General features: G+C 60.6%; 19 protein-coding genes. 14 read left to right on the top strand and 5 right to left on the bottom strand.

Features of this window, described 5'->3' with window-relative positions:
- Position 1: 1 nt before the first annotated feature.
- From rplF to ACILSR_RS30015, 10 genes are all read left to right on the top strand, one after another.
- Positions 2–541: a 50S ribosomal protein L6 gene (gene rplF / locus ACILSR_RS30060; protein WP_395753523.1), complete on the top strand. Its 540-nt coding sequence runs from the start codon at positions 2–4 to the stop codon at positions 539–541.
- A gap of 15 nt (positions 542–556) precedes the next feature.
- A complete protein-coding gene (gene rplR / locus ACILSR_RS30055) occupies positions 557–916 on the top strand; it encodes a 50S ribosomal protein L18 (RefSeq protein ID WP_395753566.1) in 360 nt (119 codons plus the stop codon).
- A gap of 21 nt (positions 917–937) precedes the next feature.
- Positions 938–1,537, top strand: a complete 600-nt coding sequence (gene rpsE / locus ACILSR_RS30050) for a 30S ribosomal protein S5 (RefSeq protein ID WP_395753522.1) — start codon at positions 938–940, stop codon at positions 1,535–1,537.
- A gap of 29 nt (positions 1,538–1,566) precedes the next feature.
- Positions 1,567–2,010 carry a 50S ribosomal protein L15 gene (gene rplO, locus ACILSR_RS30045; RefSeq protein WP_395753521.1) on the top strand — a complete coding sequence of 148 codons (444 nt, stop codon included), beginning with the start codon at positions 1,567–1,569 and terminating at the stop codon, positions 2,008–2,010.
- Positions 2,011–2,104: 94 nt separating this feature from the next.
- Positions 2,105–3,607 (top strand): preprotein translocase subunit SecY, encoded by a 1,503-nt coding sequence (gene secY / locus ACILSR_RS30040; protein ID WP_395753520.1) that lies wholly within the window; start codon positions 2,105–2,107, stop codon positions 3,605–3,607.
- Positions 3,608–3,624: 17 nt separating this feature from the next.
- A complete protein-coding gene (gene map / locus ACILSR_RS30035) occupies positions 3,625–4,458 on the top strand; it encodes a type I methionyl aminopeptidase (protein ID WP_395753519.1) in 834 nt (277 codons plus the stop codon).
- A gap of 199 nt (positions 4,459–4,657) precedes the next feature.
- On the top strand, positions 4,658–5,941 hold the full coding sequence (locus tag ACILSR_RS30030) for an MdtA/MuxA family multidrug efflux RND transporter periplasmic adaptor subunit (RefSeq protein ID WP_395753518.1): 1,284 nt from the start codon (positions 4,658–4,660) through the stop codon (positions 5,939–5,941).
- 26 nt (positions 5,942–5,967) lie between these two features.
- A complete protein-coding gene (locus ACILSR_RS30025) occupies positions 5,968–9,087 on the top strand; it encodes a multidrug efflux RND transporter permease subunit (protein WP_395753517.1) in 3,120 nt (1,039 codons plus the stop codon).
- Positions 9,084–12,200 (top strand): efflux RND transporter permease subunit, encoded by a 3,117-nt coding sequence (locus tag ACILSR_RS30020; RefSeq protein WP_395753516.1) that lies wholly within the window; start codon positions 9,084–9,086, stop codon positions 12,198–12,200. The genes ACILSR_RS30025 and ACILSR_RS30020 overlap by 4 nt, the downstream gene beginning before the upstream one ends.
- Positions 12,197–13,606, top strand: a complete 1,410-nt coding sequence (locus ACILSR_RS30015) for an efflux transporter outer membrane subunit (protein WP_395753515.1) — start codon at positions 12,197–12,199, stop codon at positions 13,604–13,606. The genes ACILSR_RS30020 and ACILSR_RS30015 overlap by 4 nt, the downstream gene beginning before the upstream one ends.
- Before the next feature lie 22 nt (positions 13,607–13,628).
- Here the strand turns inward: ACILSR_RS30015 and ACILSR_RS30010 are convergent, their stop codons facing one another.
- A complete protein-coding gene (locus ACILSR_RS30010; protein WP_395753514.1) occupies positions 13,629–13,910 on the bottom strand; it encodes a hypothetical protein in 282 nt (93 codons plus the stop codon).
- Between the two features lie 148 nt (positions 13,911–14,058).
- On the opposite strand from ACILSR_RS30010, the gene ACILSR_RS30005 reads away from it, so the two are divergent.
- Both ACILSR_RS30005 and ACILSR_RS30000 read left to right on the top strand, forming a co-directional pair.
- Positions 14,059–14,610 (top strand): RNA polymerase sigma factor, encoded by a 552-nt coding sequence (locus ACILSR_RS30005; RefSeq protein ID WP_395753513.1) that lies wholly within the window; start codon positions 14,059–14,061, stop codon positions 14,608–14,610.
- Positions 14,607–16,043, top strand: a complete 1,437-nt coding sequence (locus ACILSR_RS30000; protein WP_395753512.1) for a YfbK domain-containing protein — start codon at positions 14,607–14,609, stop codon at positions 16,041–16,043. Before ACILSR_RS30005 ends, ACILSR_RS30000 begins: the two co-directional genes overlap by 4 nt.
- A 46-nt stretch (positions 16,044–16,089) precedes the next feature.
- Here ACILSR_RS30000 and ACILSR_RS29995 read toward each other — a convergent pair whose 3' ends face one another.
- On the bottom strand, positions 16,090–16,908 hold the full coding sequence (locus tag ACILSR_RS29995; protein WP_395753511.1) for a CHAD domain-containing protein: 819 nt from the start codon (positions 16,906–16,908) through the stop codon (positions 16,090–16,092).
- Between the two features lie 205 nt (positions 16,909–17,113).
- On the opposite strand from ACILSR_RS29995, the gene trxA reads away from it, so the two are divergent.
- Positions 17,114–17,500, top strand: coding sequence for a thioredoxin (gene trxA, locus ACILSR_RS29990; protein ID WP_395753510.1), 387 nt, complete (start codon positions 17,114–17,116; stop codon positions 17,498–17,500).
- 151 nt (positions 17,501–17,651) lie between these two features.
- On the opposite strand, the gene ACILSR_RS29985 is transcribed toward trxA, so the two are convergent.
- Positions 17,652–18,731: a 6-phosphofructokinase gene (locus ACILSR_RS29985; RefSeq protein WP_395753509.1), complete on the bottom strand. Its 1,080-nt coding sequence runs from the start codon at positions 18,729–18,731 to the stop codon at positions 17,652–17,654.
- A gap of 57 nt (positions 18,732–18,788) precedes the next feature.
- On the bottom strand, positions 18,789–19,757 hold the full coding sequence (locus tag ACILSR_RS29980; RefSeq protein ID WP_395753508.1) for a D-alanyl-D-alanine carboxypeptidase family protein: 969 nt from the start codon (positions 19,755–19,757) through the stop codon (positions 18,789–18,791).
- Between the two features lie 105 nt (positions 19,758–19,862).
- On the opposite strand from ACILSR_RS29980, the gene ACILSR_RS29975 reads away from it, so the two are divergent.
- Positions 19,863–20,282, top strand: a complete 420-nt coding sequence (locus ACILSR_RS29975) for a ketosteroid isomerase-related protein (protein ID WP_395753507.1) — start codon at positions 19,863–19,865, stop codon at positions 20,280–20,282.
- 175 nt (positions 20,283–20,457) lie between these two features.
- On the opposite strand, the gene ACILSR_RS29970 is transcribed toward ACILSR_RS29975, so the two are convergent.
- Positions 20,458–21,636, bottom strand: a 1,179-nt coding sequence (locus tag ACILSR_RS29970) for a hypothetical protein (protein WP_395753506.1), incomplete at its 5' end; no start/stop codon positions are given.

Raw genomic sequence — 21,636 nt, 5'->3', positions numbered from 1 at the left:
TATGTCACGCGTAGGCAAACAAGTTATTTCCATCCCGGACAAGGTCACCCTCAAAGTAGGCGCCGACCGCTCGGTGCAGGTCAAAGGACCTAAAGGTGAACTCGGCTGGACCCTTCCGGCTGGCGTCGCCGTCGAATCTGACGCGAAGACCGCCACGGTCACCCGCGAATCCGAAGACCGCAAGGTGCGCGCCCTTCATGGCACGACCCAGCGTCTGATCAACAACATGATGATCGGCGTCAGTCAGGGCTACACCCGCAACCTCGAGATCCACGGCGTGGGCTTTCGTGCGGCGGTGAAAGGTTCCAACATTGATCTCCAGCTTGGCCAGTCCCACGACCGCCTGCACCCGATTCCAAAGGGTGTGAAGGTGACCGTCACGGAAAACACCAAGATCGCCATCGAAGGCATCGACAAACAGGTCGTCGGCCAGCTCGCCGCTGACATCCGCGCTTACTATCCGCCAGAGCCTTACAAGGCCAAGGGCGTCCGTTATGTGGGCGAACACATCCGCCGCAAGGCCGGCAAGTCCGTCAAATAATTACCGGAGATACTCATCATGGCTCTTACCAATCGCAAAGAAATCCGCGCTCGCATTCACAAGCGCATCCGCCGCAAGCTCAGCGGCACAGCCGAGCGTCCCCGCCTCGCCGTTTACTTCTCGAACACGAACGTTTATGCGCAGGTCATCGACGATGCTGCCGGCAAGACGATCGTTTCGGCTTCCACCAAGGAAAAAGGCTACGGCGGCGGCAAGGCGAACATCGAAAACGCCACGAAGATCGGCACCCTCCTCGCGGAGCGCGCCATGGCCAAGAACGTCACCGAAGTGGTCTTCGACCGCGCCGGCTTCATTTATCATGGCAAGGTGAAAGCCCTCGCCGATGCCGCCCGCGAAAAGGGCCTGAAATTCTAATCCACCCGCAAATTTTTTATTATGGCTGATGAAACAGTAGTTACCGAAGCAGCGCCGGTGGAGGCCGCAGCACCCGCTCCAGCACAAGCACCTTCCGGCGGCGGCTCCCCATGGCGCCGTGACGACCGCGGTCCTCGTGAAGTGGACGGCGTGGAAAAAGTCGTGCACATCAACCGATGCGCCAAGGTGGTCAAAGGCGGCCGCCGCTTCAGCTTCAGCGCACTCGTCGTTTCCGGCGATGCAAAGGGCAAAGTGGGCTGCGGATTTGGCAAGGCCAACGAAGTTTCCGACGCCATCAAGAAGGCGACGGAAGCCTCCCGCAAGAACATGTTCAATATCGTTCTGAAGGACAGCACCATTCCCCATGAAGTGACCGGTGCCCACGGTGGCGGCCACATCCTTCTCAAGCCCGCGACTCCGGGCACCGGCATCATCGCCGGTGGTGGAGCCCGCGCCGTGCTGGAAGCAGCCGGCGTGAAAGACGTGATCGGCAAATCCCTTGGGTCCAGCAACCACGCCAATGTGGTGCGTGCGACTCTTGCCGCCCTGACCGCTCTGCGTCCTGCTGATGAAATCCTCCGCTCCCGCGGCAAGGAGATCAAAGAGCGCAAGGCCCTCTGATTGAATCCCATTTCCTCATTTTAATTTTCATGCAACTCCAAGACGTCAAACCCCGCCCCGGCGCCAAAAAGCGCCGCAAGCGCATCGGCTGTGGCGAAAGCTCCGGTCACGGAAAAACCTCCGGCAAAGGCAACAAAGGCCAGATGGCCCGCGCAGGACGCGGCATCCGCCCCGGCTTCGAAGGTGGTCAGATGCCAATGCATCGCCGTCTCCCCAAGAAGGGCTTCAACAACACCCTCTTCCAGGACGCGATCGAGGTCGTGAATGTGGGTGAGCTGAACGAAGCCTTTGAAGATGGCGCTGTGATCAATGAAGCCGCGCTGCGTGAAGCGGGTCTTGTGAGCCGCAACTGCGACATCATCAAGATTCTCGGCACCGGCGACCTTACTCGCAAGCTCACTGTCCAGGGCGCCAAAGTCAGCGCCACGGCCCGTGAAAAAATCGAAAAAGCAGGCGGTTCCATCGCTGCCTGATTTTTTCAGACCAACCAACCTCTTTGATGGGCCGGTCTCCGCGCAGCGAACGCTGCCAGGAAGCAGGCCCATCTTCGCTTAGAGCCACTCTCTCATGATCTCTGCTTTTGCCAACAGCTTCAAAGTCCCCGAACTTCGCTCGCGCATTCTTTTCACCCTGGCGATGATTGTCATCGTCCGTATCGGCACCTCGATCACGCTTCCTGGCGTGGACCCAACGGTGCTGAATGCGTGGATCGAAAACAAGGCGGGCAACAATGCCGGTGGCGCCGCCCAGGTGGCAGCGCTGCTCAACATCTTCAGCGGAGGCGGCCTGCAAAACTGTGCTATTTTCGCCCTGGGGATCATGCCTTACATCAGCGCGAGCATCATGCTGCAGCTGCTGACCGCCGTGTGGCCGCCGCTGAGCAAGCTGGCCCGTGAAGAAGGCGGCCGCCAGAAGATCACGCAGTATACGCGCGTGGCGACCATTTTGCTTTGCGTGTTTCAGGCGACGCTGCTGGCTCAGTCTCTGGCGGACCCGCAGCAGAACTACCTGATGGCGGGATTGCAGGAGGCGATCGACAAGCTGGGCGGGCAACCGCTGGTGCCGAACTATGGCATCGGCTTTGTGATCACGAGTGTCATCACCATTACTGCTGGCACCATGCTGATGATGTGGCTGGGCGAGCAGATCACCGACCGCGGCATTGGCAACGGCGTTTCCATCCTCATCTGCGTCAACATCGTTTCCGACCTTCCTGGCGCACTGATCCAGGTGTGGCAGACCTTTGTGGACAGCGTGAAAGCCAGCCCGGCCAGCGCCTTCACCCTTGTGCTGCTGATGGGCTTCATGATTCTTGTCATTGCCGGCGTCATCGCGCTGACACAGGCAACACGCCGTATCGCCATCACTTACGCCAAGCGCGTGGTGGGCCGCAAGGTCTATGGCGGTCAGACGCAGTATCTCCCGCTGAAGATCAATTATTCCGGCGTCATGCCGATCATCTTCGCCCAGGCGATCCTTCTTTTCCCGTCCACGATTCTGGCCTCCCTTTTCAAGGAGACCGCCTGGATTCAGCGCATGGCCATCTTTGTGAGCAGCGGCTGGGTTTATTATGTGGCGTCCTCTCTGCTGATCTTCTTCTTCAGCTACTTCTGGGTGGCCACGATGTTCCAGCCGACGCAGATCTCGGAAGACCTCAAGAAAAGCGGTGGTTACGTTCCTGGCATCCGCCCGGGCAAGCCGACCGCCGACTTCCTCGACTTCACGATGAGCCGCCTCACTTTCGCAGGTGCGATCTTCCTTACCGGACTGTATGTGATGCCAGGCATCGTCAGCAGCTCGATGAAGATCTCCAGCTCCGCCGCCCAGTTCTTTGGTGGCACGAGCCTGCTGATCTTGGTGGGCGTGGTGCTTGACGTCATGCGCCAGGTGGAAACTCATCTTTTGCAGGCCCACTATGACGGCTTCCTCAAGAAGGGGCGCATCCGTGGTCGCGTGGATCGCATCCAGCAGGGAGCCCGTGCTGTGGATTCCACCACCGTGGTGTGGATCTGGGTGGCTCTCGCGATCATGGTCTTGGTCGGCGTGGTGTACAAACTGGCTCTTAAGTGAGTCTTCTTCAGCGCGTCATGGCTTTCGTCAAATCGGGAAACATTCCCATCCGTCACGGCGCGCAGCAGCAAGGCATTCGCCGGGCCTGCCAGGTCGCGCGCGATGTTCTCATCAAGACCGCATCGCAGGTGCATGCGGGTGTGACGACAGCCGAAGTGGACCGGTATGCCGCCGCTGAGATCAAGGCGTGCGGTGCCATCAGCGCCTTCCTTGGCTACGGCCGCCTCAAGTTTCCGGGACACATTTGCATCTCCATTAATGAGGAGGTGGTGCATGGGATCGGTGGCCCGCGAGTGATTCAGGATGGAGACATTGTCAAGATCGACGTTGGAGTTCATTTTGATGGCTGGGTCGGCGACAATGCGCTGACAGTGCCGGTGGGCAAGGTGGCGCAGGAGACGCTGCACCTGCTGGCAGCGACGGAAGAATCTCTGCTCAATGCCGTCAAATATGCCCGCGATGGCTGGATGCTGGGCGATCTCTGCCACAGCGTCGAGGCTCACGTGACCCAGTATGGCTACAGCGTGGTGCGCGAATTTGTGGGCCATGGGGTGGGCCGAAAGCTGCATGAAGAGCCGCAGGTGCCCAACTATGGCAAAAAAGGCGAGCGCCCGCGCCTCAAGGCCGGCATGACTCTGGCCATCGAACCCATGATCAACATGGGAACAGGCAAGACCAAAACCCTTGAAGACAAGTGGACCGTGGTGACGACAGACCGCAAGCCGTCGGCCCACTTTGAGCATGTGGTCCTGGTCACAGCGGATGAACCGGAGATCTTGACTGCACGTGATCGCATGTTTCCCAAGGGAATTGCGGACCTCACGCCTAGACCTGTGTCAGAGCTGGGTTGAACTTTGAAGTATGGCAGCCGCTACACAGGTTAAGTGATCGGCTTATAACCCGTGTTTACGAAGGCAATATACGACTGTTCTGCAAAAATACTGACAGCGTTTGTGCTATTAAAGACTGATTCATGACGCAGGTGCGATTCGTATTCTTGCGTGTGCGCTAGATCGAATCATCTTCCGTGCGCTCCGGTCCACTTTATACATGAACGACACCTCCTCCCCACCCAATCCGCCATCAGCCAAAGGTCGTGCCGGATGTTTTGTGATCATCTTTTTGGTTCTTGCCGCCGGCGGATGGCTGTGGATGCACCGGCCGGCCACGACTCAAAGCGGGCCACCCGTCGGCAAAGGGGGCAGGGGAGCAGGAGGTCCGGTGGCGGTTACCGCAGGGGAAGTGAAACAGGAAGACTTCGAGGAATGGGTGAGCCTATCAGGTACCATAACGCCGCTTCAGGTGGTGGTGGTGCGCAGCCGCGTGGACGGGCAGCTGAACAAAGTCAATTTTGTCGAAGGGCAGATGGTCAAGGCCGGGGACCTGCTGGCGGAGATTGATCCGCGCCCGTTTCAGGTCGTCCTGGATCAGGCCAAAGGGCAGCTCGGCCGGGATGAGGCCATGCTGGCCAATGCGAACAAGGACATGAACCGGTACACGGAGCTGCTCAAGCAGGACTCCATTGCCAAGCAGCAGGTGGACACCCAGAGATCTCTTGTCAGCCAGTATGAGGCCACGCTTGTGTCAGACCGCGCCGCCGTCGCCAGCGCGGAACTGCAGCTCAGCTACACGAAGATCACGGCGCCGCTGTCCGGACGCATCGGTCTGCGCCAGGTGGATGCCGGGAACATGATCCGGTCCACCGACGCGAACGGGCTGGTCATCATCACACAGATGGATCCCATCGGGCTGTTCTGCTCGATTCCGCAGGAACGGGTGGACGCGGTGCTTAAACGCCTCAGGAGCAGCGATGAAGTGCAGGTGGAGGCGGTGGACAAAGAGATGAACAAGGTGCTGGGGCGCGGCAAGCTGCTGACGACGGACAATCAGATCGATCTCACCTCAGGCACTTTGAAACTGAAGGCGCAGCTGCCCAATACGGACCTGGCGCTGTTTCCGAATGAATTTGTGATCACGCGGCTGCTGGTGGACATCCAGCCGAAAGCCACCGTTGCGCCGGCAACGGCGATTCAGCGCGGGGCCAAGGGAGCCTATGCGTATGTCTTGCAGGATGACAGCACGGTGAAGATGCACAATGTGGTGACTGGTCCCACGCAGGGAGACCGAGTTCTCGTTACTGAAGGGTTGAAGGCGGGAGACAAGGTGATCACGCAGGGGGTGGACCGCCTGCGCGACGGTTCCAAAGTGGAGGTCATCGTTCCCGGCAAGAATCCTCCGGGAGGAGGGCCGAAAGGGGAGAAGGGAGAGAAGCCCAAAGAGGACAAAGAAGAGAAGGGGGACGAGAGGCGCGGCAAAGGAGCGCCTCTGTCATGAGGGATGTTTCACCTGAAGCATGACGCATGAATCCCTCTCGCATCTTCATTGAACGCCCCGTGGCGACCACGCTGCTGATGGTGGCCGTGCTGCTGGTCGGCGGGCTGGCCTACCGGCTGTTGCCGGTGTCAGCACTGCCTCAGGTGGACTATCCGACGATCCAGGTCGTCACGCTTTATCCTGGAGCTGGCCCGGAGGTGATGACGTCCTCCATCACCGCACCGCTGGAGCGGCAGTTTGGCCAGATGCCCGGGCTGGCGCAGATGTATTCCATCAGCAGCGGCGGCTCCTCGGTGATCACGCTGCGGTTCACGCTGGGGTTGAGGCTGGACATTGCCGAGCAGAGCGTGCAGGCAGCGATCAATGCAGCGGCCACGCTGCTGCCCACGGACCTGCCCAACCCACCGATCTACAACAAGGTTAACCCGGCCGATGCGCCCATCATTTCGCTGGCGCTGACTTCGGCAACGCTGCCACTGATCAAGGTGCAGGACGCGGCGGACACGAGGCTGGTGCCCAAGCTCTCGCAGATTTCCGGGGTGGGCCTTGTCTCGCTCAGCGGCGGCATGCGGCCGGCGGTGCGCATTCGGGCCAATCCGGTGGCGCTGGCTTCGCGCGGTCTCAGCACTGAGGATCTGCGCAATGCCATCACGATGGGCAATGTGAACCAGCCGAAGGGCGGATTCGACAGCACCACACGCAGCAGCACGGTGGATGCCAATGATCAGCTCCTGTCCGCGGACGACTACCGCAATCTGGTCATCGCATGGCGCAACGGCGCGGCGGTGCGGGTGATCGACGTGGCGGATGTGGTGGATGACGCGGAGAATGTTCGTCTTGCCGCCTGGGTGGATGTGAACTCGAAGGCGGGCGTGCTGCCGGCGGTGGTGGTGAATGTACAGCGCCAGCCCGGGGCCAACGTCATCGAAGTGGCGGACCGCATCAAGGCGCTGCTGCCAAAGCTGCGTGAGAACCTCCCTCTGGCGGTGGACGTCCAGATCCTCACCGACCGCACCACGACCATCCGTGCTTCGGTGGAAGACGTGCAATATGAGCTGCTGCTCTCAATCGGCCTCGTGGTTGCGGTGATCTTTGTGTTTTTGCGCAGCCTGCGCGCGACCGTGATTCCGGCGGTGGCAGTGCCGCTGTCGCTCGTCGGCACCTTTGCTGTGATGTGGGTGTGTGGTTTCAGCCTGAACAACCTGACGCTCATGGCGCTGACGATTGCGACCGGGTTCGTGGTCGATGACGCCATTGTGATGATCGAAAACATCGCGCGCTACATCGAGGCAGGGGAGGCGCCGATGGCGGCTGCGCTGAAAGGGGCGCGGCAGATCGGTTTCACCATCATCTCGCTTACCATCTCGCTGATTGCCGTGCTGATCCCGCTGCTGTTCATGCAGGATGTGGTGGGGCGGCTGTTTCGTGAGTTTGCCATTACGCTGGCCATTTCCATTGTGATCTCCGCCATCGTCTCGCTGACGCTGACGCCGATGATGTGTGCCCGCCTGCTGAAGCATGGCGGAGAAGGGCCGCTGGCCCGGGCGGTGGAGCGGGGCTTTGATGCGATCATTCATTTCTACGGGAGAGTGCTGCGTGTGGTGCTAAACCACGGCGCAACGACGATGCTGGTGTTTGCCGCCACGCTGGTGGCGACAGGGGTGCTTTATGAAAGTGTGACGAAAGGCTTCTTCCCGCTGCAGGACACGGGGCTGATCCAGGGCTTCGTCGAGACCTCGCAGAACGGGTCGTTTTCTGCCCTGGGCAAGCGGCAGCAGGAGCTGATGAGGCTGGTGCGGGAGGATCCCGCCGTGGAAAGTGTTTCGTCCTTTATCGGTGTGGACGGTGTGAACACCACGCCCAACAGCGGGCGCATGCTCATCAACCTTGTGCCGCGGGAGAAGCGTGACGTCTCCGCGGTGCAGGTGGTGCGGCGGCTGCAGGACCGGGCCAACCGGATACCGGGAGTGCAGCTGTATCTGCAGCCGGTGCAGGATTTGAACATCGAGGACCGTGTGAGCCGTACGCAATTTCAGTTCACGCTGCAATCTCCGGACATCGACTCGCTGCAGTCATGGACGCACCAGTTTGTGGATGAACTCCGCGCCTCCCCCTTGCTGGCGGACGTGGCCGACGACCAACTGGACAAAGGCCTGCAGGCGCGGGTGATCATCGAGCGTGAAACGGCCAGCCGACTCGGGGTGACGGTGGCGGCCATTGACGCGGCGCTGTACAATGCGTTTGGCCAGCGGCTTGTCTCGACGATTTTCACGCAGAGCGGGCAGTACCGCGTGGTGCTGGAGCATGACCTGGAGTTCCAGTCCGGACTTGCCGCCTTTGACCAGGTGCGCGTGCCAGCAACGGGCGGGCAGCAGGTGCTGCTGAACACGATTGCCAAGATCGTTGAGGAACCCGCAGCCCTGGCCGTGGCGCATCAGGATCAGTTTCCGGTGGCAACTGTGTCATTCAATCTGGCGCCGGGAGTTTCGCTGGGGGCCGCGGTTTCGGAGATCGAGCACATCAAAGAAGAGCTGGGCATGCCCGAAAGCATCGAGACGGCGTTTGCGGGCACTGCGCTGGCCTTCCAGGGCGCGCTGAGCAACCAGCTGCTGCTCATTCTTGCCGCCGTGGTGGTGATGTATCTGGTGCTGGGCATTCTGTATGAGAGCTTCATTCATCCGCTGACGATTTTGTCCACTCTGCCTTCGGCGGCGGTGGGGGCGCTGCTCGCGCTGGAGGTGACGCATACGGAACTCGGCGTCATGGCCATCATCGGCATCGTGCTCCTCATCGGCATCGTGAAGAAAAACGCGATCATGATGATCGACTTCGCGCTGGAGGCCGAGCGTGAGCACCACATGCCGCCGCGCGAGGCGATTTATCAGGCCTGCCTGCTGCGCTTCCGGCCCATTCTGATGACCACGCTGGCTGCTTTGCTGGGCGCGCTGCCTCTCATGATCGGCAGTGGCGAAGGCTCCGAGCTGCGCCATCCGCTGGGGTTGACGATGGTGGGCGGCCTGCTCGTCAGCCAGCTGCTCACTCTTTTCACCACGCCGGTGATCTACCTGATGTTTGACCGGTTTGTGGCTTCATCCAGCAGGGAGCAGGATCCGGCCTCCAGCCCTGCCATGGCCTCCGTCGCATGAGCATCACCGACACCTTCATCCACCGCCCCGTAGCGACGACGCTCGCCACGCTGGCGATTGCGCTGGCGGGTGTGCTGGCCTACACGAATCTGCCGGTCTCTCCGCTGCCGCAGGTGGACATGCCTTCGATTTCGGTTTCGGCGTCGCTGCCGGGAGCCAGCCCTGAGACCATGGCGGCCACGGTGGCCACACCGCTGGAGCGCACGCTGGGCCGGATCGCAGGCATCACGGAGATGACGTCTTCGTCATCGATGGGCACCACCAGCATCAGCCTGCAGTTTGACATCAGCCGGGATGTGGACAGCGCCGCGCGGGATGTGGAGGCCGCCATCAATGCCGCGCGCAGCCTGCTGCCCACGGGCATGCCGGGAAATCCGACGTACCGCAAAATGAACTCGGCGGATTCGCCGATCATGATCATGGCCATGACGTCGGACGTTCATACCTCGGGGCAGATGTACGATGTTGCCTCGACGATCGTGGCGCAGAAGATCTCGCAGGTGGATGGTGTGGGGAATGTGAGCATTGGGGGGAGCTCGCTGCCGGCGGTTCGCGCGACCATGAACATGGGCGCCCTCACGCGCGCAAACCTGACCATGGAAGATGTGCGCACGGCCATCGCGGCGGCCAACGTCAACCGGCCCAAGGGAGTCGTGGAAGACGCGGACCGGCGCTGGCAGGTGCTGGCCAGCGATCAGCTCTCGAAGGCGGACCAGTACAAGGATGTCGTGGTCAGCTACGTCAATGGCGCTGCGGTGCGGCTGGCGGATCTCGGCGAAGTGACGGACTCGGTTCAGGATGCCTTTAACTACGGAAGCACCAACGGCAGAGTGTCCGTTTCTTTGATCGTCTTCCGGCAGGCCGGAGCCAACATCATCGAAGTGGTGGACAAGATCAAAGACCTTGTCCCAAAGCTGCGAGCGATGATTCCCGCCTCGATGTCGCTGGACGTTACGATGGAGCGCACCATCACCATTCGTGCCTCCATTGATGATGTGCAGCACTCGCTGCTTATCGCCACGCTGCTCGTCGTGCTGGTGGTGTTTGCCTTTTTGCGCCGGGTGCGGGCCACTTTGATCCCAGGGGTGGCGGTGCCGGTTTCGCTGCTGGGCACGTTCGGTGTGATGTATCTCTGCGGCTACAGCCTGGACAATCTTTCGCTGATGGCGCTGACGATCAGCACGGGCTTTGTGGTTGATGACGCGGTGGTGGTGCTGGAAAACATCACCCGCCACATTGAGAACGGGATGCCGGTGATGGAGGCGGCGCGCCGGGGGACGCGGGAGGTGACCTTTACGGTCATCTCCATGAGCGTTTCGCTGGTGGCCGTTTTCATCCCCATTCTGCTGATGGGCGGGCTGATGGGTCTGCTGTTCCGGGAGTTTGCGGTCGTTCTTTCCGTGGCCATCGCGGTCTCGCTTGTGGTTTCCCTGACCACCACGCCGATGATGTGCGCACGTCTCATCAGCGCAGACAAGCCGGGGCACAAGCCGGGATTTTTTGCCCGTCTCTCGGACGGCATCTTCAACTGGGTGCAGTCGTTTTACGCCTACACGCTGCACATTGCCCTGCGGCATCACTGGCTCACGCTCACAGCACTCATTGGTATTGTCGGCCTGACCGGCTGGCTGTATGTGACGATCCCGAAGGGGTTTTTCCCGCAGCAGGACAACGGCCTGCTGATTGGCAACATCAGCGCGGATCAAAACATTTCGTTTCAGGCGATGCGGGAAAAGATCATCGCGATTTCGGAAATCGTGCAGAAAGATCCGGCCGTGGCGAAGCTCAATGCGAGCTGCGGTTCCGACTCGCGCATGGGCGGGCCAAAGAACACCGGCAGGGTTTTCATTGCGCTCAAGCCGGTCAGCCAGCGCGAATCAATGGACGTGGTGCTGGCGCGCTTCCGCGGCAAACTTTCCAAGATTGCCGGGGCGCAGCTGCTGCTCATGCCCTCGCAGGATCTGCGCATCGGCGGGCGTTCCAGCCGCGCTTTGTACCAATACACGCTGCAGGCAGGCGATGTGGACACACTGCGCAAGCTGGAGCCGCGCGTGAGGCTGGCGCTGCTGGGACTCAAGGAACTCACGGACGTGAACAGCGACTTTGAGGACAAGGGCACGGTGACCCGTCTCGTGATTGACCGGGAGGCCTGCGCACGCATCGGCGTGACGATGCAGTCCGTGGACGCGGCCTTGAACAGCTCCTTTGGCCAGCGAATGGTGTCCACCATCTATGCGCCGCTGAACCAGTACCGCGTCATCCTGGAGGCCTCGGAAAATGACGATGCGGGCGCCATCGACCATGTGATGGTGCGCACCGTTTCCGGGAAGCTGGTATCGCTGAACCAGCTTGCGCGCTGGGAGTCCGCGCCCGCGCCGTTGTCCATCAGCCACCAGGGGCAGTTTGCCGCTCTGACCTTCTCCTTCAATGTTCCAGCCGGCGTGGCTTTTGCGCAGGCCACCGACGCGATCACCAACGCCGTGGACAAGCTGAACATTCCCGAAGATGTGCAGCGGATTTTTGCGGGCACCGCGGGAGCCTTTCAGGCCTCATTGGACAGCCAGCCGATTCTCATTCTCACGGCGCTCATTGTGATCTACCTGGTGCTGGGCATCCTGTATGAGAGCTTCCTGCTGCCGCTGACGATCCTTTCCACGCTGCCCTCCGCCGGTGCGGGAGCCATGCTGGCGCTGTACATCAGCGGCATGGATTTCAGCGTGATGGCGATGATCGGCATCTTCCTGCTGATCGGGATCGTGAAGAAGAATGCGATCATGATGATCGACTTCGCGCTGCAGGTGGAGCGCGACCGTGGCATTGATTCGTTTCAGGCGATTTTCGAAGCCTGCCAGCTGCGCCTGCGGCCCATTCTGATGACCACCTTTGCCGCCATGCTGGGTGCGCTGCCATTGGCGATGGGCACCGGCGTGGGGTCTGAACTGCGGCGACCGCTAGGCGTGGCCGTGGTGGGCGGGCTGATCGTCAGCCAGGTGCTCACGCTTTACACCACGCCTGTTGTGTATCTCTTTCTCGATGGCCTGCGGATGCGTTTTCTGAAAAAACATCACGCGGAGCCGGTCATGACCGCTTCCTCTGCTCCTGTTACTCTATGACGAACCGTCCCCTTTTCCTTGTGCTCATGCTGGCCGCGTCCGGCTGCAGTTTTAGTCCGAAAAAGCAGGCGCCGTTGATGAATGTGCCGGCGAACTTCAAGGAAAGCCGCGGCTGGAAAGTCGCTCAGCCTGCCGATCATCTGCCGCGAGGCAACTGGTGGTCCATTTTTCATGACAGAGATCTGGACGCCATCATGCAGAGCCTGGAGGTCTCAAATCAGTCTCTGCAATCCGCAGTGGCCAAGGCGCAGCAGACTTCGGCACTGCTCACCGCAGCGAAGCTGGCCTTTCTGCCCACGGCCCAGTTGACGAGCGACTACACCGTGAACAAGAGCGGTGCGCTGGGCGGCGGTGGCAGTGCGAACTCGATCAACGCCTCCCGGGCCGGGGCCGGTGTGAAGAGCATTCAGTCTGTGGGTGCCACATCAAACTGGGAAATCGATTTGTGGGGACGGCTCAGGCACACGGCCAAGGCCACCAAGGCGGACGTCGAGGCGGCTAAGGCGGATGTGGAGTCCACGAGGCTGACACTTCAGGCGCAGGCAGCGCAGAGCTACTTTTCCCTGCGTGCCGCGGATGCGCAGCGGCAGCTGCTGGAGCGGCAGGTGGCCAGCTATGCGAAGTCTCTTGAGCTCACGCAAAACCGCAAAGCGCAGGGGGTTGCGTCCGAGGCGGATGTGGCTCTCGCGGCCACGCAGCTGGCGACTTCCCGCGCTGCATTGATCGAAACCGGAGTGACACGTGCCACGATGGAGCATGCACTGGCAGTGCTTACCGGACGGACGCCGGCAGAGTTTGGGCTGAAGCCAGCCACACTGGCCTCCCACATCCCCACGGTGCCGGCCACCGCCCCGTCAACGCTCCTGCAGCGAAGGCCGGACATTGCCGCCGGAGAACGGCGCGTGGCTGCGGCCAATGAACGAATCGGCGCGGCGATCGCGGCGTTTTTTCCCACGGTTTCTCTTGGCGCGGCCACTGGCTGGCGAGCGCTGGCCAATCTGTTTGCGCAGGGAAACAACTTCTGGTCGTTTGGTCCGGATGCTGCGCTGAACCTGCTGGACAGCGGGCAGAGGCTGGCAGCGAAGGCCCAGGCGGATGCCACGTGGCGGCAGGCCGTGGCGGATTACCGGCAGACGGTGCTGACGGCGATGCAGGAGTCTGAGGATGCCCTGTCCACGCTACGGATCCTGGCAGCTGAATCCACTGCGCAGGATGAGGCCGTGAGGGCCGCGCGGGAGAGCGAGCGGATCGCGGGGAATCAGTATGAGGCCGGGACTTTGAGTTATATCAATGTCACCACGGCACAGGCTGCGGCTCTGAACGCGGAACGCAGTGCCATTGATCTGCGTTCGCGGCGACTGAATGCCACCGTGGCGCTGGTGAAGGCGCTGGGTGGGGGGTGGTGAGCGGGGGAAGAGCCAAGACTGGCTATTTCTTTGCCTTTGGCAGCACGAAGGTCTGGCCATCGTAGGAACCGCCTGTCATCTGCTGCACGGATTTGAGCTGATCGTTCACCGAGTTGTTCATGGCATCGCCGTTGGTTTTGGAATAGTCCAAGGAGCGGCTGGCGGTGGAGGATGCCTCCTCGACTGGGGCTGCTGGCACCGGTTTGGGTGGTTCGGTGAAGGCCTGCTGGACGAGCCACATGCCGCCGCCCAGAGCCAGAAGGATCAAGACGAAGGAGGTGCCGGTGGAGGAGGAATCGCTCACGATGGCGGTACCAACGCCGGAAACCGGGGCCAAGTCAATGCCATGAAAGGGGCAGGATTGCCGTGTTCGAGGCAAAAAAGTGCGGCAAAAATCGTTCATTGAGCCTAAGTTTCCCCCGTGTCTGCCCGTTCCGAACCTGAACTCTCACATGCCCGACCCACACGTACAGGATGAAGCCGCCGTGCTGGTCAGACGTGCGTTAGACCAGCATGAAAGCACCCTTATCGCCTACACAGCCGGCATCCTTGGTGGAGACATCGAGCGTGCGCGTGATGTCGTGCAGGATGCCATGCTTCGGCTTTACCTCACCGAGCCGGAGAGAGTCCGCGAAAACCTCAAATCGTGGCTTTTTACCGTCTGCCGCAACCGGGCCTTTGACATCCTGCGCAAGGAGCAGCGGCTGGACCTTGGAAACGAGGAGGTCATCGATGCTGCGACAGACCATGAGCCCGACCCTTCCCAAAGCGCCGGCATGCATGAGCTCTACGAGCACATCTGGAGCTGCGTGGACCGCCTGCGGCCCAATCAGCGTGAAGTCGTGCGGCTTAAATTTCTGCACGACTGCTCCTACCAGGAAATCGCCGGAATCACCGGACTCAGTGTCGGCAATGTGGGCTTCATCATGCACCACGCCATCAAGAAACTCCGCGAAGTGATGAGCACCGACGTCAGCGAAGCCTACTCACCCACCCATTCATGAATCCTCAGGACAATCCCAACTTTACCGCTTATGCACTCGGAGAACTGAGTGCCGAGGAGGCGCGCGCCATGCACGAGCTGCTGGCCAGCACTCCAGCGGCTGCGCATGAGCTGGAGCAGATCGAAGCGGTCACAGACGCCTTGCGCCATGGAGCGCCCATTCCGCAATCACGCCTCACCCATGAGCAGCGGCATGCAGTGCTGCACCCTGCCAATCTTCCACGACGCATTCAGCCGATGAGGCCGCGCCAGCCGGTGAAACGGGCGCAGCCGCTCTTCTGGCCGGTTGTTGGATCTTTGGTGAAGATCGCAGCTGTGATCGCGCTGACCGGAGCAGCATTTACGTTGGGCTGGTTGTACGGACCGGAGATGAAGTCTGCGGCGCAGATGGCTTCCACGCCGTCGGAGTCCGAAGCTACTGCAACAATCGTCAATCCCAAGGCGGGAATTGAAAAGACTGTTCATGCACCTGTCGTCGCGGTTGAGAAGGCAAAACCAACCGAGCCTGAGTCGAAGCCAGTCGTGGCTGCAGCCAACGTGGCAAAGCCAGAGGTCGCTGTGGCTCCTGCAGTTCCGGCACCCAACGTGCAGGAAATGGTGGTGGCCCAGATGCCGTCGATGAAGGAACTGCCTGCGGCCGCAGGTGGAGCGAAGCTCAAGCTTGGGTTTACCCTCCCGGCCGGACATGCCGCCTTTGTGAGCACCACGAAGCAGGCTGCTGATCAGTTCAGCCTGCACCCGGCCGAGATCAAACCCATGCAGTCCAAGGCGAAGGCACAGGCGCTGGCTTCTCCACAAACAGCCGCCGGCAGCAAGATTGAGCACAAGCCTGAGCGGGTGGCAGATTTGTACATTCACTCATGGCAGGCTGAAGTGGCCGCCTGCCCATGGAACGCCGCAAACCGCCTGCTGCGGATTGTGATCCAATTGCCGGCGGACCAGCCAGCCGTGCTGAACGCGGAGAGCCGCTTTCCTCTGCAGGTGAACTTTGATCCTGCGAATGTGAAGCAGTTCCGCATGCTGTGTGAGCGGCATCTGGCGGCGGCAGAACTGCGAAGCGCGGGCACGCATGTACTGTGGTATGAATTTCAGCCCAACGGCAGCGGCGAGACCAGCCGTGACAGCAACCGGCAGATTGCCACGGTCACTCTGCCGAATGCGCACTTTACCTCTCAAACAGTGGGTCCGTTTGACAGCAGCAAGCTGCAGGTCATCGACCGCGGTTACTCCCTGCAAAATGCGCGTGAGGATTTTGTGTTTGAAACCTCCGTGGTGGGTTTTGGCCTGCTGCTGCGTGGTGCGGAACAGCTGGGCGGTCTGAACCATGACATGGTCCTGAGCCTGGCGCGCCAGTCCAAGGGAGCCGATGTTCAAGGAGAGCGTGCGCGCTTCATCCGCCTGGTGCAGGATGCGCAAAACGCGGCAGGACTTTAAGCTTTAACTTTTGGCACGAACTGTCGCTGAACCCCCGCTGCGTTCGTCAGGCGCAGACAGCGATCCTGCCGCTGAAGCGTGTGCCGGGCGGGGCGTAGAGTTTGTGACCGAGCGAGAGGTAGCGCTGCCGCAGATGCTCGCGGTGTTCATGGATCACCTGCACCCAGGGGCTGCGACGAACGGCGAAGGCAGGTTCCTGGGAAAGATTGGCGAGGTCCTGATCACGCCCGAGCAGGTGACCGAGACGCTGGGCACGCCTGATGCGGCGGGCAGCGCCTGGCAAGTGGGACAGGGTCAGGGTCTGGAAATAGAGGTCCTTCACACGATGGCGCCAGCGGTGAAGGGTGCGCTTGTCCGTGGTCTCGAACGCCTCCTTCATGAGACGGCGGCCTTTGCGGTAACAGCGTGCGTGCTCCTCAAGAATCTGCTCCTCGGAAAGCGAGCCGATGCAGGTGCTGTCAATGAGCTGGCTCATGGCGTAGAGCTGATGCTGCAGGCTGGAGGCTGACGGCGCCGCAGGAGGGCTGCTCATCAAATGCGGGCGATGCTTTGGCGCCAGATGAAAGCGGCGCGCCAGCTTGTCGATGAGCCGGCTTTGCACCACATGATCGCGATTGGAGGCGCAGGTGTTTTTGATCGTGCGGAGATGCAGCCGCATGGCCTGCATGGTGTGTTCATCAATGCCAGCGCGGGCGAGCCGCAGCAAGGCCAGCATCTTCTTCACGCGCACGCGCAACTGGTGGGTGGCCGCTTCTTCATGCGATGGCATTCTCCGCACATCATCCTGGGCGCGCTCACAAAGCTGATGCAACAAACGCTTTAACTTCCGGCCATGAAGGCCCGTGGAGTCACGGCTTTGTTTCATGAGCAAGCATTCAGCCGAGGATGAGCCCGGACGGCAAGAAAGAGTTTTTCACAATCGTCCGCAAAAGCTGGCAACAAGTGAACAATGGCTGTGAATTGTCTGAATGACTCCAATCAGTGGAGCAATTGGGAGTGTCGTCACATAGGGTTTTGGGCCGAATTTTTGGATTTGGCGGGGAGGTTGGTGAAAACTTTCGTTGATTCATGTGCCTCTGGTGCAAGCGTGCGTGCGTAATCCCTCCCGAACCCACCCACACTCCATCATGGCCAGCGAAGCAGTACTCAACCTCACCGAAGCAAATTTTGAATCCGAAATCTCCAGCTCCACCGTTCCGGTGATCGTGGACTTTTGGGCTGAATGGTGTGGCCCATGCCGCATGCTGGGACCGATCCTTGAGGACCTGGCCAAGGATCAGGCTGGCAAGCTGAAGGTCGTCAAAGTGAATGTGGACGAGGCGCCAAATCTCTCGGCACAGTTCAACGTGAAATCGATCCCGATGCTGATCTTCTTCAAGGACGGCAAGGCTGTGGACACCGTCGTCGGTGTGCAGTCCAAAGACGCCTTGTCCAAGCGTCTTGCGGCGCTGGCCTGATCCGTGTTTCGACATTCGAGTTTCGAAGCAGCCGCTGTCTCATCAGCGGCTGTTTTTTGCCTTCGCACATGATTGGGAGGCGCTGTCCTTTGGGGGAAATAAAAAAGGAGGCAAGGTGGAACCCCTGCCTCCTTCTCTACGAAAGCTATTCTTATTCGTCTCCGAAGGAGATGCCGATGGCGCGGGAGGCACGGACGATTTCGCTGTCCTTACCGACGAGGCGGAGCTGATGCACGGCTTCCTCGATGGGCACGTCTCCCACCTGATACTGCTGGTAGCTGACCATGCGGCCGAAGCTGCCCTGGGAGATGAGTTCGACGGCCTTGGCACCGAAGCGGACGCCGAGGATGCGGTCAAGGGCGGTGGGAGCGCCTCCGCGCTGAAGGTGGCCGAGGGTGCAGGCACGGGTTTCTTTGCCGGTGTCTTTTTCGATCTGCTTGGCCACGTAATCACCGATGCCACCCAGGCGGTCTTCTCCTTTGCTGCCCACGCGCTCTTTGGTGAGAAGTTCTCCGGTCTCGATGCGGGCGCCTTCAGCGACCACGACCAGCGTGCTGTGGTGGCCGGCGGCATCGCGTTTGCGGATGGCCCTGGCCACGGCGTCAAAATTGAAAGGAATCTCTGGCAGCAGAATGACGTCCGCGCCGCCGGCCATGCCGCCGTAGAGGGCGATCCAGCCTGCATGACGGCCCATGACTTCCAGAACGATGACGCGCTTGTGGCTCTCCGCCGTGGTGTGGAGGCGGTCCAGAGCATCGACCACGGTGGCGACGGCTGAATCAAAGCCGAAGGAAGTAGCAGTCGCCTGGATGTCGTTGTCGATGGTCTTTGGCACGCCGATGACGTTGATGCCCATCTGGGAGAGCTGAAGGCCGGTGGTGAGGCTGCCGTCTCCGCCCACCACGATGAGTGCGCCAACTTCGAGGTGGCGCAGGGTGTTCTTGGCTTTTTCGACGATTTCCACCGGCACCTGCGACACATTGCCCTCGCCGACTTTGGCGACGAAGTGGCCTTTGTTGGTGGTGCCGAGAATGGTGCCGCCAAGCTTCATGATGCCGACAGTCTTTTCAGAATCGAGCATCATGTAGTCGCCCGGAGGCAGGAGGCCTTCGAAGCCATCGCGAAAGCCGACAACTTCCCAGCCGAGATTGTGCGCAGCGCCGACGACGCCGTGAATGACCGCATTGAGACCGGGGCAGTCGCCGCCGCTATTTAAAATTCCGATACGCATGATGGTTTGGGAGAAAAATGGTTTGGAGAAGGGAGAGAATACGAAGCCGGGGGAGGACTAGAAGTGGTCGAGCATCTGCTTCTTGTCGGTGATGGGGCGGCCCGCCGCGAGCCAGCGGTCATAGGCGGCCCAGCCCTGGTGAAGCAGTGCGCGGGATTCTTCAAAGGGGCTGGCTGAACCAATGACGACAACCACCATCCGGTGGCGGTAGATGAGGCTGCTGTTGTCCGCCTGCACCTGAACGCTTGAGGGCTTTTCGGCCGAGATGACCAGGCAGCCGGCGGAGCGGGCCGTGGCGCTGGCCTTCACGCCATCGATTCGGTCCACGCCAAGAAGCTGATTGGTGTTGGACAAACTCACCGGCATTGGCTGACCACCCCGATAGATGGTGATGGTGCGGCTGCTCTGGTTTGTGTAAAAGCGCAATGCAGGGCGCGACACCGCATAGATGGCCAGGCGTGCGATGTCCGCCGCCGTCGAGTAGGGCAGGGGGCGGGAGTTTTCCAAGCCGTGGGGATTGGTGAAGCGCGTGCCTTTGGCGCCTTCGCGTTTGGCAAGCTGGTTCATCTGTTTCACGAACTCCTCCATGGGATGGCCGTTGCGTCCGAGACGTGCGAGGTGGTCCTGGCCGACAAAGTCGCCGAGCGTGATGGCCGCGATGTCGTCGCTGGTCATCATGGTGGCGTAAATGAGATCGCGCAGGGTCACCTGGTCTCCTGCCTGCAGGCCGATGCTGCCGGGGCTGGCGATTTGTGCGGCATAGGAGGGGACGGTGGCCAGCACGCCGACGCCGACTTTGGAGGCCTCCGCCCAGTCGAGCGTCACCATGGCAGTGGCTATTTTGGCAAGACCGCCGACCGGGCGTTTTGACTGCGCGTCAGCGGCGACGTGAACTTTTTTGTTGAAGGCATCCACGACGAGCACCGCAGACTGGGCCTGCAAAGCGGCTCCGCCGGTGACGAGGGTGAAACAGATGCCAAGGATCGATGCGCGGGAAAGTAGCCACGCGATGCTGGGGGAAAACATAGACTTCTGATGTTTAGCTGTCTGCGTCCGCACCGCAACCTTGGATTTCCCACAGTGATTTCTCATTTGACGCTGGAGCCGGTGAATTCATGCTGGAGGCCACCCATGGCAACACCCCAGCAGCAGGCACTCGAACTCATCCAAACGTATTACAGCACTTTCAATGCAGGTGATCGCAAGGCGTTTCTGGCATTGCTGACAGACGACGTGGTGCATGACATCAATCAAGGGGGAGCGGAGACGGGACGCGCTGCGTTTGAAGCGTTTCTGGTGCGCATGGACCGCTGCTACCGGGAGCAGGTGTGCGACCTGGTGGTGTTTGCCTCCGAGGACGGTACACGCGGGGCGGCGGAGTTTTTCATCGAAGGGGAATACCTCTCAACCGACGAAGGCCTGCCGCCTGCCAGCGGCCAGCGCTATCGTCTGCGAGTGGGAGCCTTCTTTGATCTGCTGGATGGAAAAGTTCGCCGTGTGACGAACTATTACAACCTGGAGGAATGGCTGAAGCAGGTGGGGGCGAAGTAGAGGGGCTGCGCTGAAGCGTACTGTGCGGGCTTTGTCTCGCTAATCACAGACATGCAAATCCGATCCGCTTCAGCGGGATCGGAGGGGTTTCGTTGACTGCTGGTTTTTGCAGAACGTTGAGTACGACAGACAAGAGTGTCTGTCTTACACCAGAGGGAGTTCCCGAACTATGCGATTACTTGTCGAAGAACGATGATTCTTCGCGGTCGCCGACCTTGAGGTAGCGGTAGTACACTTCGAGCTGCAGGGTGCAGAGGCACTGGCGGTAGATGGCATCGGCGGCGTCACCGGCGGGCCAGTTGGGGCGGCCGTGCTTGAAGGAACCATCGGGCTGCTGGGCGCTAAGAACCTGAGGGAGGAACTGCTGGTTGTAGAACTTCCAGTCGTCTCCGCCCTGCTGGAAGAAGGCCTGGGTGTAGTAGTACCAGCAGTAGAGGTTGCAGTTTTTGTTCCAGTCGAGAGGCTCGGCAGTGATGAAGTCACGAAGGAACTTGATGCCCTTTTTGATCGAGGCGGTCTTGCCTTTGGCCATGGTCTGCAGGCCGAGAATACCCACGCCTGAGAGGCTCCACTGGTTGTAGTGCTGGTCGCGATTGCTGCCGCCAAAACCACCGTCCTTGGTCTGCATGGTTTCGAGGTAATCGGTCATCTTGCCGATGGAACTGTGGAGGCCTTCGATTTTCAGACCGGTGTTTTTGGCGGCTTTGAGCGCCTGGAACTGCCAGCCGACGACGGAAAGGTCGGCACCGCCAGCTTTGTTATAAACGATCTGGTCTTTGCCGCCGTAGGCCCAGGCGCCTTTGGGGGTCTGGTTGTCGATGATGACTTTGACACCTTTTTCGAAGCCTTCGCGCATGCCGGGGAGCGATTTACTGCCGAGACGGGCCAGGGTGTACATTTCACCGAGAGCGTAGGTGGCGATCCCGTGCTCGTAGGTGCCCGCACCGCCTTTGCCGCCGGCTGCCTCACCTTTCCAGCCGGTTTCGGAGAAGATGCCGTGAGGGTTCTTTTTTCCGACTTCCAGGAGGAACATGATGCCCTTGGTGACGTTTTCGCCATAGAAGGGGGACTCAGGTGTTTCGCAGCGGCCGAGGAAGCAGAGCAGGGCGAGGCCCGTCATGGCGCACTTGTTGCCACGGCCCCAGGAACCATCAGCGTTCTGCTGAGTCTTGAGCCATTCGAGAGAAGCGGAGACCGCAGCCTCGCACTCCGGCGAGCCGCCATTTTGACGCAGCTTTTCCAAGCGCTCCTGAGTGGAGCAGCGGCTGCGCATGGACGGTGGCAGGGTCACGAAGCCGTTGGCTGCGCCCATGCCCATGCCTTTGCCAAAGCCGCCACCGGCACCACCGGTGCC

The sequence above is a fragment of the Prosthecobacter sp. genome (assembly GCF_044222565.1).
Taxonomy (GTDB): Bacteria; Verrucomicrobiota; Verrucomicrobiia; order Verrucomicrobiales; family Verrucomicrobiaceae; genus Prosthecobacter.
The sequence above is the reverse complement of the archived record's forward strand: the minus strand, read 5'-3'. Positions and strand labels throughout refer to the sequence as shown.

Coding starts and splice junctions, on each gene's coding strand:
- rplF (WP_395753523.1), top strand. CDS start 2: ATGTCACGCGTAGGCAAACAAGTTATTTCCATCCCGGACAAGGTCACC.
- rpsE (WP_395753522.1), top strand. CDS start 938: ATGGCTGATGAAACAGTAGTTACCGAAGCAGCGCCGGTGGAGGCCGCA.
- rplO (WP_395753521.1), top strand. CDS start 1,567: ATGCAACTCCAAGACGTCAAACCCCGCCCCGGCGCCAAAAAGCGCCGC.
- secY (WP_395753520.1), top strand. CDS start 2,105: ATGATCTCTGCTTTTGCCAACAGCTTCAAAGTCCCCGAACTTCGCTCG.
- map (WP_395753519.1), top strand. CDS start 3,625: ATGGCTTTCGTCAAATCGGGAAACATTCCCATCCGTCACGGCGCGCAG.
- ACILSR_RS30030 (WP_395753518.1), top strand. CDS start 4,658: ATGAACGACACCTCCTCCCCACCCAATCCGCCATCAGCCAAAGGTCGT.
- ACILSR_RS30025 (WP_395753517.1), top strand. CDS start 5,968: ATGAATCCCTCTCGCATCTTCATTGAACGCCCCGTGGCGACCACGCTG.
- ACILSR_RS30020 (WP_395753516.1), top strand. CDS start 9,084: ATGAGCATCACCGACACCTTCATCCACCGCCCCGTAGCGACGACGCTC.
- ACILSR_RS30015 (WP_395753515.1), top strand. CDS start 12,197: ATGACGAACCGTCCCCTTTTCCTTGTGCTCATGCTGGCCGCGTCCGGC.
- ACILSR_RS30005 (WP_395753513.1), top strand. CDS start 14,059: ATGCCCGACCCACACGTACAGGATGAAGCCGCCGTGCTGGTCAGACGT.
- ACILSR_RS30000 (WP_395753512.1), top strand. CDS start 14,607: ATGAATCCTCAGGACAATCCCAACTTTACCGCTTATGCACTCGGAGAA.
- ACILSR_RS29995 (WP_395753511.1), bottom strand. CDS start 16,908: ATGAAACAAAGCCGTGACTCCACGGGCCTTCATGGCCGGAAGTTAAAG.
- ACILSR_RS29985 (WP_395753509.1), bottom strand. CDS start 18,731: ATGCGTATCGGAATTTTAAATAGCGGCGGCGACTGCCCCGGTCTCAAT.
- ACILSR_RS29980 (WP_395753508.1), bottom strand. CDS start 19,757: ATGTTTTCCCCCAGCATCGCGTGGCTACTTTCCCGCGCATCGATCCTT.
- ACILSR_RS29975 (WP_395753507.1), top strand. CDS start 19,863: ATGGCAACACCCCAGCAGCAGGCACTCGAACTCATCCAAACGTATTAC.